Raw genomic sequence first — 8,397 nt, forward strand, 5'->3', positions numbered from 1 at the left:
TCGCGCCCTTACTTCTTCTTGCCTTCCTTGCGGAAGATGAACTCGCCCTTGTAGCGGATACCCTTGCCCTTGTACGGCTCGGGCGAACGCCACTCGCGGATGTTGGCGGCCACTTGCCCCACGACCTGCTGGTCATTGCCCTCGATCACGATCTCGGTGGGCTTGGGGGTGGTCACGGTCACGCCCTGGGGCACGTCGAAATTCACCTCGTGCGAGTAGCCGAGGTTCAGTTTCAGCGTGTTGCCCTGCATCTGGGCACGATAGCCGACGCCCTGGATTTCAAGCTCTTTCTTGAAACCCTCGGTCACGCCCTGCACCAGGTTGGCAACCATGGTACGCGACATGCCCCATTGCTGGCGTGCGCGCTTGGACGCACCGCGCGGGGTGACGGTGACGGCGTTCTCCTCGACCGCCACGGTCACATCGTCAGAGGCGGTAAAGACGCGGGTGCCCTTGGGCCCCTTCACTTCGACGGTCTGGCCGGACACGGATGCACTGACACCCGAGGGCAGCTCGACCGGTTTCTTACCAATACGAGACATTCCGACCTCCTTAGAAGACCTGGCAGAGCACTTCGCCGCCAACATTGGCGGAGCGTGCGGCGGCATCCGACATCACGCCACGCGACGTCGAGACGATGGATACACCCAGGCCCTGACGGACCTGCGGGATTTCCTTGACGCTCATGTAGACGCGGCGGCCGGGTTTGGACACACGGCGCAGTTCGCGGATCACCGGCTCGCCCTCGTAGTATTTGAGGCTGACCTCAAGCTCGGGGTGGCCATCGGCGCTTTCCACTTTTTCGTAACCGCGGATGTAGCCTTCGTCGGTCAGCACATCCAGCACCCAGGCACGCAGCTTGGAGGCGGGGGTGCGCACAGTCGACTTGCGGCGCATCTGCGCGTTACGGATGCGCGTCAGCATATCGCCGAGAGGATCGTTCACAGACATCTTTTCCCCTCCTTACCAGCTCGACTTGACCATGCCGGGCATCTGACCGTTGGAGGCCAGATCGCGCAGCTTGATCCGCGAAACCTTGAGTTTGCGATAATAGGCGTGCGGACGCCCGGTGAGCTGGCAGCGGTTATGCAGCCGGGTAGCCGAGGAGTTGCGCGGCAGTTTGGCCAGCTTCAGGCGGGCCTTGAACCGCTCTTCCATCGGAAGATCCTCGTTGTTCGCGATTTCCTTCAGCGCGGCACGCTTGGCGGCGTATTTCTCGACCAGGCGCTGACGCTTCTTCTCGCGTTCGACCATTGCTTTCTTAGCCATGTTCTCTCTTCCTCCCGCGATCAGCTGTTGAAAGGCATGTTGAACTGCTTCAACAGCGCCTTCGCTTCCGCGTCGGTTTTCGCGGTGGTGGCAATGACGATATCCATGCCCCAGACCTCGTCGACCTTGTCGTACTCGATTTCCGGGAAAACGATGTGCTCCTTGATGCCCATCGCGTAGTTGCCGCGCCCGTCGAAGGACTTGCCCGACACGCCGCGGAAGTCGCGGATACGGGGCATGGCGATGGTGATCAGGCGATCCAGGAATTCGTACATCCGGTCGCCGCGCAGGGTCACCTTGGCGCCCAGCGGCATGTCCTCGCGGACGCGGAAACCGGCGATCGAGTTCTTGGCCTTGGTCACGACGGCCTGCTGACCGGCGATCATCGTCAGGTCGGCCTGGGCCGACTTGGCCTTTTTGGAGTCACGAACAGCCTCGGCCCCGCAGCCGATGTTCAGGACGATCTTGTCCAGGCGCGGGAGCTGCATGTCGTTCTTGTAGCCGAACTCTTCTTTCAGAGCGGGGCGGATAGTCTCGCGGTAGAGCGTCTTCAGCCGCGGGGTGTAGTTGGCCGCATCAAGCATCGATCACTTCCCCCGATTTCTTGGCGTAACGCACTTTCTTGCCGTCCTCGATGCGGAAGCCGACACGGGTCGGGCCGCCATCCTTGGGGTCGACGAGGGCGAGGTTGGACAGGTCGATCGGCATCGCCTTGGGCTGACGGCCGCCCTGGCCGGTCTGCGACGGCTTGGTGTGGCGGATGGCAACGTTCACGCCATCGACCACGGCCTTGCCGGCCTTGGGATCGACGGACTGGATCACGCCTTCGCGGCCCTTGTCCTTGCCGGCCAGCACGATGACCTTGTCACCGGATTTCAGTTTGGCAGCCATCTTACAGCACCTCCGGGGCGAGCGAGATGATCTTCATGAAGTTCTTCGCGCGCAGCTCACGCACAACGGGGCCGAAGATGCGGGTGCCGATCGGCTCGTTGTTGTTGTTGAGGATGACGGCGGCGTTGCGATCGAAGCGGATCGCGGTGCCGTCTTCGCGGCGAACTTCCTTGGCGGTGCGCACGACGACGGCTTTGCGCACGTCGCCCTTCTTCACGCGGCCGCGCGGGATGGCTTCCTTTACCGAGACGACGATGATGTCGCCGACGGAGGCGTATTTACGCTTGGAACCACCCAGGACCTTGATGCACTGAACCCGGCGTGCGCCGGAGTTGTCAGCGACATCCAGATTGGTCTGCATCTGGATCATGTGGTTTCTCCCGACCTTTGGGGACTGATCCGTTTTACGGGTGCCCCAGGGTTTCGATCAAACCGGAAGGTGTCAGGCTTGCGCCACGACCTCCCAGCGTTTCGTCTTGGACTTGGGCGCGCATTCCTGAATGCGCACGATGTCCCCAACCTGATACTGGTTGTTCTCGTCGTGAGCCCGGTACTTCTTGGACTTACGAATGGTCTTTTGCAGAACGGGGTGCTTGAAGCGCCGCTCGACCAGGACCGTGACGGTCTGAGCGTTCTGGTTGCTGGTCACGGTGCCTTGCAGGATACGTTTGGGCATCTGGTTCGGCTCCCCTTATTCCGCCGCCGCGCGGGCTTTTTCGTTCAGGACGGTCAGCACGCGCGCAGCGTCGCGGCGGACCTGGCGCATGCGCGCGGTGCTTTCCAACGCACCCGTCGCCTGCTGGAAACGCAGGTTGAAGGCCTCTTTCTTGAGACCGGCCAGCTGCTCGCGCAGCTCGTCGGGCGTCTTGTCTCTCAGTTCCTGGGCGTTCATCGCCTTTTCCTTCCTTTCAACATCACCGGAGAGCCCCGTGAAGGGTCACCCTGATTCCGGTGGAGTTCATGGATGAGCCGCTGCCATACGCTGCCCGGCCCGATAAAACAAGCCCCCATTTCCCCCAGGGCGGGGACGGGATGCAAAAGCCCCCGCCGATTTGCCGGCGGGGGCCCATTTCATGCGTTGGGATGTCCCCGACGCCTTACCAGTCTTCGCGCTGCACGATACGGGTCTTGATCGGCAGCTTCATCGCGGCCAGGCGCAGGGCCTCGCGTGCGACGGTTTCGGAAACGCCGTCGATCTCGAACATCACGCGGCCGGGCTTGACCTTGGCCGCCCAGAAATCGACCGAACCTTTACCCTTACCCATCCGAACCTCGGCGGGCTTGGACGACACGGGCGTATCGGGGAAGATCCGGATCCAGACGCGGCCCTGACGTTTCATGTGACGCGTCATGGCACGGCGCGCCGCTTCGATCTGGCGGGCGGTGACACGCTCGGGCTGGGTCGCCTTCAGGCCGAAGGTGCCGAAGTTCAGATCGAACCCGCCCTTGGCCTGACCGTGGATCCGGCCCTTGTGCATCTTGCGGAATTTCGTGCGCTTGGGTTGCAGCATCTCTTACACTCCTCAGCGGTCGCGACGCGGACGGGGAGACCCGCCGCCGCCTTCCTGAAGCTCCGCCTGGCGCCGGTCACGGGCAGCGGGGTCGTGCTCCATGATTTCGCCTTTGAAGATCCAGACCTTGATCCCGATGATACCGTAGGGCGTAGAGGCCTCGGCATGGGCGTAGTCGATATCCGCGCGCAGCGTGTGCAGCGGCACCCGGCCCTCGCGGTACCATTCGGTCCGGGCGATCTCGGCGCCGCCCAGGCGGCCCGCGACGTTCACCCGGATACCCAGGGCACCCATACGCATGGCGTTCTGCACCGACCGCTTCATCGCGCGGCGGAAGCTGACCCGGCGTTCCAGCTGTTGGGCGATGCTCTCGGCCACCAGCTGCGCGTCCAGTTCCGGCTTGCGCACCTCGACGATGTTCAGGTGCAGCTCGCTGTCGGTCATGTTCGCCAGCTTCTTGCGCAGGGCCTCGATATCGGCGCCTTTCTTGCCGATGATGACGCCCGGGCGCGCGGTGTGCACGGTCACCCGGCACTTCTTGTGCGGGCGCTCGATGATAACGCGGCTGACACCGGCCTGCTTGCACTCGTCCTTGATGAACTCGCGCATGCGGATGTCTTCCAGCAGAAGATCACCGTATTCCTTGCTGTCGGCATACCAGCGGCTGTCCCAGGTGCGGTTCACCTGCAGGCGCATGCCGATCGGATTGACCTTGTGACCCATTAGGCTTGCTCCTCGACCTGGCGGACCTTGATGGTGAGTTCCGAGAACGGCTTGGTGATCTTGCCGAACCGGCCCCGGGCCCGCGGACGACCGCGCTTGAGCACCAGGTTCTTGCCGACATAGGCCTCGGCCACGATCAGCTCGTCCACATCCAGGTTATGGTTGTTCTCGGCATTGGCGATCGCGGACTGAAGGCATTTCTTCACGTCCTCGGCGATCCGCTTCTTGCTGAAGGTCAGGTCGGCCAGGGCGCGATCCACCTTCTTGCCGCGGATCATCGCGGCGACGAGATTCAGCTTCTGAGGCGAGGTGCGAAGCATACGGATCTTGGCCATCGCTTCATTCTCGGCCACGCGGCGGGGGTTCTTTTCCTTGCCCATGACGCTTACCTCTTCTTCGCTTTTTTATCGGCCGCGTGACCGTAATAGGTCCGCGTCGGCGCGTATTCGCCGAACTTCTGGCCGATCATGTCCTCGGACACCAGCACGGGAACGTGCTTCTTGCCGTTGTAGACACCAAAGGTGAGGCCAACGAACTGGGGCAGGATCGTAGAACGACGCGACCAGATCTTGATGACCTCCTTGCGGCCCGACTCGCGGGCCTTCTCGGCCTTCTTGAGGACGTAGGAGTCGACAAAGGGGCCTTTCCAAACAGAACGTGCCATGGTTTAGCGACCCTTCCTGCGCGCGTGACGGGAGCGGATGATGAACTTGTCCGTCCCCTTGTTCTTGCGGGTGCGGGCACCCTTGGTGGGCTTGCCCCAGGGCGTGACCGGGTGACGACCACCCGAAGTCCGGCCCTCACCACCGCCGTGCGGGTGGTCGATCGGGTTCATGACGACACCGCGGACAGAGGGACGCTTGCCCATGTGGCGGCGGCGACCGGCCTTGCCGAGGTTCTGGTTGCTGTTATCGGGGTTCGACACCGCACCGACCGTGGCCATGCATTCCTGGCGCACCATCCGCAGTTCGCCCGAGGACAGGCGGATCTGCGCGTAGCCGCCATCGCGACCGACGAATTGCGCGTAGGTGCCGGCGGCACGGGCCAGCTGACCGCCCTTGCCGGGCTTCAGCTCGATGTTGTGCACGATCGTCCCGATAGGCATGCCGGTGAAGGGCATGGTGTTGCCCGGCTTCACGTCGGCCTTGGTCGACGAAACGACCTTGTCGCCGACGCCCAGGCGTTGCGGCGCCAGGATGTAGGCCTGTTCGCCGTCCTCGTACTGGATCAGCGCGATAAAGGCGGTCCGGTTCGGGTCGTATTCGATACGGGCCACAACGGCGGGAACGTCGAACTTGTTCCGCTTGAAATCCACGATGCGGTACAGGCGTTTCGCCCCCCCGCCACGGCGACGCGCCGTGATCCGTCCGGTGTTGTTCCGGCCGCCCTTCTTGGTCAGACCCTCGGTAAGGGATTTGACCGGACGACCTTTCCAAAGCTCCGAACGGTCGATCAGAACCAGCCCACGCTGGCCAGGCGTCGTCGGCTTGTACGACTTGAGTGCCATGCTTTCTGTCTTCCGTCAGCTTCGGACCAAAGGTCCAGTTGCAGTAAGGGGCGTAAAACCGGCGCCCCGGCTAGAAAAACGCCCGGCCCCGGGAATGCCCGGGGCCGGAGATTCGTCGTCGTTTATCAGAGACCCGTGGTCACGTCGATAGTGTTGCCCTCTTCGAGGGTGACGTAGGCCTTCTTGACGTTCTTGCGCCGGCCGAGAATGCCACGGAACCGCTTGGTCTTGCCCTTGGTGATGGTCGTGTTCACGGCCTTCACCTTGACACCGAAGAGGCTCTCGATCGCTTCCTTGATCTGCGGCTTATTCGCGTCGATCGCCACTTCGAAAACAACCGCGTTGGCCTCAGAGGCCATGGTCGCCTTTTCGGTGATGACCGGCTTGCGGATCACGTCGTAGTGTTCTGCCTTCGCGCTCATTTCAGTCGCGCCTCCAGCGCTTCGACACCCGCCTTGGTCAGCACGAGCGTATCGCGCTTGAGGATGTCATAGACATTGGCCCCCATCGACGGCAGCACATCGAGCCCCTCGATGTTGCGCGCCGCGCGGGCGAAGTTTTCGTTCACCTGCGCCCCGTCGATGACCAGGGCCCGTTTCCAGCCCAGGTTCTTGACCGACTTGGCCAGCATGGCGGTCTTGGCTTCGGCCAGATCGGCCGTGTCCAGCACCACCAGTTCCCCGGCCTTGGCCTTCGCACTCAGCGCGTGGCGCAGGCCCAGCTTGCGGAACTTCTTGGGCAGGTCATGGGCATGGCTGCGCGGGGTCGGACCCTTGTAGATGCCACCCTTGCGGAAGATCGGCGCGTTGCGGTCCCCGTGGCGTGCGCCACCGGTGCCCTTCTGGCGATAGATCTTCTTGGTCGAGTAGCTGGTTTCCGACCGGGTCTTGACCTTGTGGGTACCGGCCTGCGCCTTGTTGCGCTGCCAGCGGACCACGCGGTGCAGGATATCTGCGCGCGGCTCCAGGCCGAAAACCTCGTCGCCCAGATCGACGGTGCCAGCCTTAGCCCCGTCCAGCTTGATCACGTCGAGTTTCATTCTTCACCCCCTTCGGCCGGCGCAGCCTCGGCGGGCGCCTCGGCGGCAACGGTTTTCACCGCGGCAGGCAGCACCAGGTTCTCGGGCGCGGCTTTCTTGACCGCGTCCTTGATCGTCACCCAGCCGCCCTTGGCCCCGGGCACCGCGCCCTTGACCATGATCAGCCCGCGGTCGGCGTCGGTCTTGACAACCTGCAGGTTCTGCGTGGTCACGCGCGCCGCGCCCATGTGGCCGGCCATCTTCTTGCCCTTGAACACGCGGCCCGGGTCCTGACACTGACCGGTGGAGCCATGCGAACGGTGGCTGATCGACACACCGTGCGACGCCCGCAGGCCGCCGAAATTGTGCCGCTTCATCGCACCGGCAAAGCCCTTACCGATCGAGGTGCCGGACACGTCCACGAACTGCCCTTCGAGGTAATGATCGGCGGTGATCTCGGCACCGACATCGATCATGTTCTCGGGGGCCACGCGGAACTCGGCCAGCTTACGCTTGGGCGCGACGCTCGACTTGGCGAAATGCCCGCGCATCGGCGCCGACACCCGCTTGGCCCGGGCAGCGCCCGACCCCAGTTGCACGGCCGTATAGCCGTCTTTCTCGACCGTGCGCTGCGCCACGACCTGGCAGCCGTCAAGCTGCAACACGGTCACGGGCACCTGGCGGCCGTCCTCCATGAACAGCCGGGTCATGCCCAGCTTCTTTGCGATCACTCCAGAGCGCATCTTTCCGTGCCCCCTTAAACCTTGATCTCGACATCAACGCCGGCGGCGAGGTCGAGCTTCATCAGCGCGTCCACGGTCTGCGGTGTCGGGTCGACGATGTCGAGCAGGCGCTTGTGCGTACGAATTTCCCACTGGTCGCGCGATTTCTTGTCCACGTGGGGACCGCGCAGAACAGTGAACTTCTCGATCTTGTTCGGCAGCGGAATCGGGCCGCGCACCTGGGCGCCGGTCCGTTTGGCCGTGTTCACGATCTCCTGCGTGCTGGCATCCAGAACGCGGTAGTCGAAGGCCTTCAGCCGAATGCGGATATTCTGACTTTGCATTTGTTTTGCCCTTCAGGCTGATGGGCGGACCTTTGGCCCGCCCGGCCTTTTGCGATTACTCGATGATCTTGGACACGACGCCGGCGCCGACGGTGCGGCCGCCTTCGCGGATGGCGAAGCGCAGCTTCTCTTCCATCGCGATCGGCGCGATCAGCTCAACCGTGAACTTCAGGTTGTCGCCCGGCATCACCATCTCGGTGCCCTCGGGCAGCTGAACCGTCCCGGTCACGTCCGTCGTGCGGAAGTAGAACTGCGGGCGGTAGTTCGCGAAGAACGGCGTGTGGCGCCCACCCTCTTCCTTGGTCAGGATGTAGGCTTCGGCCTCGAACTTGGTGTGCGGCGTCACCGAACCCGGCTTGCACAGCACCTGGCCGCGTTCCACGTCATCACGGTCGATGCCGCGCAGCAGCGC

General features: G+C 63.3%; 18 protein-coding genes. All 18 read right to left on the minus strand.

Translation table 11 applies throughout. The features are described from left to right. Positions 1–8: 8 nt before the first annotated feature. On the minus strand, positions 9–542 hold the full coding sequence (gene rplF, locus EV656_RS06015) for a 50S ribosomal protein L6 (protein ID WP_132600811.1): 534 nt from the start codon (positions 540–542) through the stop codon (positions 9–11). Positions 543–552: 10 nt separating this feature from the next. After that, positions 553–951 (minus strand): 30S ribosomal protein S8, encoded by a 399-nt coding sequence (gene rpsH / locus EV656_RS06020; RefSeq protein ID WP_200276814.1) that lies wholly within the window; start codon positions 949–951, stop codon positions 553–555. 12 nt (positions 952–963) lie between these two features. Continuing rightward, on the minus strand, positions 964–1,269 hold the full coding sequence (rpsN, locus tag EV656_RS06025) for a 30S ribosomal protein S14 (RefSeq protein ID WP_132600814.1): 306 nt from the start codon (positions 1,267–1,269) through the stop codon (positions 964–966). Positions 1,270–1,289: 20 nt separating this feature from the next. Further along, positions 1,290–1,853: a 50S ribosomal protein L5 gene (gene rplE, locus EV656_RS06030; RefSeq protein WP_132600817.1), complete on the minus strand. Its 564-nt coding sequence runs from the start codon at positions 1,851–1,853 to the stop codon at positions 1,290–1,292. Further along, the gene (gene rplX / locus EV656_RS06035; protein ID WP_132600820.1) at positions 1,846–2,160 is read right to left on the minus strand and encodes a 50S ribosomal protein L24; all 315 of its coding nucleotides are present in this window, start codon (positions 2,158–2,160) and stop codon (positions 1,846–1,848) included. The genes rplE and rplX overlap by 8 nt, the downstream gene beginning before the upstream one ends. Before the next feature lies 1 nt (position 2,161). Then, positions 2,162–2,530, minus strand: coding sequence for a 50S ribosomal protein L14 (gene rplN, locus EV656_RS06040; RefSeq protein ID WP_011567679.1), 369 nt, complete (start codon positions 2,528–2,530; stop codon positions 2,162–2,164). Positions 2,531–2,602: 72 nt separating this feature from the next. Next, on the minus strand, positions 2,603–2,836 hold the full coding sequence (gene rpsQ / locus EV656_RS06045) for a 30S ribosomal protein S17 (protein ID WP_132600823.1): 234 nt from the start codon (positions 2,834–2,836) through the stop codon (positions 2,603–2,605). Positions 2,837–2,851: 15 nt separating this feature from the next. Continuing rightward, positions 2,852–3,052: a 50S ribosomal protein L29 gene (gene rpmC, locus EV656_RS06050; RefSeq protein WP_132600826.1), complete on the minus strand. Its 201-nt coding sequence runs from the start codon at positions 3,050–3,052 to the stop codon at positions 2,852–2,854. 205 nt (positions 3,053–3,257) lie between these two features. Further along, entirely contained in the window at positions 3,258–3,671 is a 414-nt protein-coding gene (gene rplP, locus EV656_RS06055) for a 50S ribosomal protein L16 (protein ID WP_132600829.1), read from the minus strand. Between the two features lie 12 nt (positions 3,672–3,683). Further along, complete coding sequence (gene rpsC / locus EV656_RS06060) at positions 3,684–4,394, minus strand: 30S ribosomal protein S3 (protein ID WP_132600832.1); 711 nt, start codon at positions 4,392–4,394, stop codon at positions 3,684–3,686. After that, on the minus strand, positions 4,394–4,774 hold the full coding sequence (gene rplV / locus EV656_RS06065) for a 50S ribosomal protein L22 (RefSeq protein WP_132600835.1): 381 nt from the start codon (positions 4,772–4,774) through the stop codon (positions 4,394–4,396). The genes rpsC and rplV overlap by 1 nt, the downstream gene beginning before the upstream one ends. Before the next feature lie 5 nt (positions 4,775–4,779). Beyond that, the gene (rpsS, locus tag EV656_RS06070) at positions 4,780–5,058 is read right to left on the minus strand and encodes a 30S ribosomal protein S19 (RefSeq protein ID WP_132600838.1); all 279 of its coding nucleotides are present in this window, start codon (positions 5,056–5,058) and stop codon (positions 4,780–4,782) included. A gap of 3 nt (positions 5,059–5,061) precedes the next feature. After that, complete coding sequence (gene rplB, locus EV656_RS06075) at positions 5,062–5,901, minus strand: 50S ribosomal protein L2 (protein ID WP_132600841.1); 840 nt, start codon at positions 5,899–5,901, stop codon at positions 5,062–5,064. Between the two features lie 125 nt (positions 5,902–6,026). Then, on the minus strand, positions 6,027–6,323 hold the full coding sequence (locus EV656_RS06080; RefSeq protein WP_132600844.1) for a 50S ribosomal protein L23: 297 nt from the start codon (positions 6,321–6,323) through the stop codon (positions 6,027–6,029). Then, on the minus strand, positions 6,320–6,940 hold the full coding sequence (gene rplD, locus EV656_RS06085; protein ID WP_132600847.1) for a 50S ribosomal protein L4: 621 nt from the start codon (positions 6,938–6,940) through the stop codon (positions 6,320–6,322). Before rplD ends, EV656_RS06080 begins: the two co-directional genes overlap by 4 nt. Then, the gene (gene rplC / locus EV656_RS06090; RefSeq protein ID WP_132600850.1) at positions 6,937–7,662 is read right to left on the minus strand and encodes a 50S ribosomal protein L3; all 726 of its coding nucleotides are present in this window, start codon (positions 7,660–7,662) and stop codon (positions 6,937–6,939) included. The genes rplD and rplC overlap by 4 nt, the downstream gene beginning before the upstream one ends. Before the next feature lie 14 nt (positions 7,663–7,676). After that, positions 7,677–7,985 carry a 30S ribosomal protein S10 gene (gene rpsJ, locus EV656_RS06095; RefSeq protein WP_114964874.1) on the minus strand — a complete coding sequence of 103 codons (309 nt, stop codon included), beginning with the start codon at positions 7,983–7,985 and terminating at the stop codon, positions 7,677–7,679. Between the two features lie 55 nt (positions 7,986–8,040). Then, positions 8,041–8,397, minus strand: a 357-nt coding sequence (locus tag EV656_RS06100; protein WP_481883009.1) for an EF-Tu C-terminal domain-related protein, incomplete at its 5' end; no start/stop codon positions are given.

Origin of the sequence: Rhodovulum adriaticum (genome assembly GCF_004345735.1) — a bacterium.
In the GTDB taxonomy this organism is placed as follows: Bacteria; Pseudomonadota; Alphaproteobacteria; order Rhodobacterales; family Rhodobacteraceae; genus Rhodovulum; species Rhodovulum adriaticum.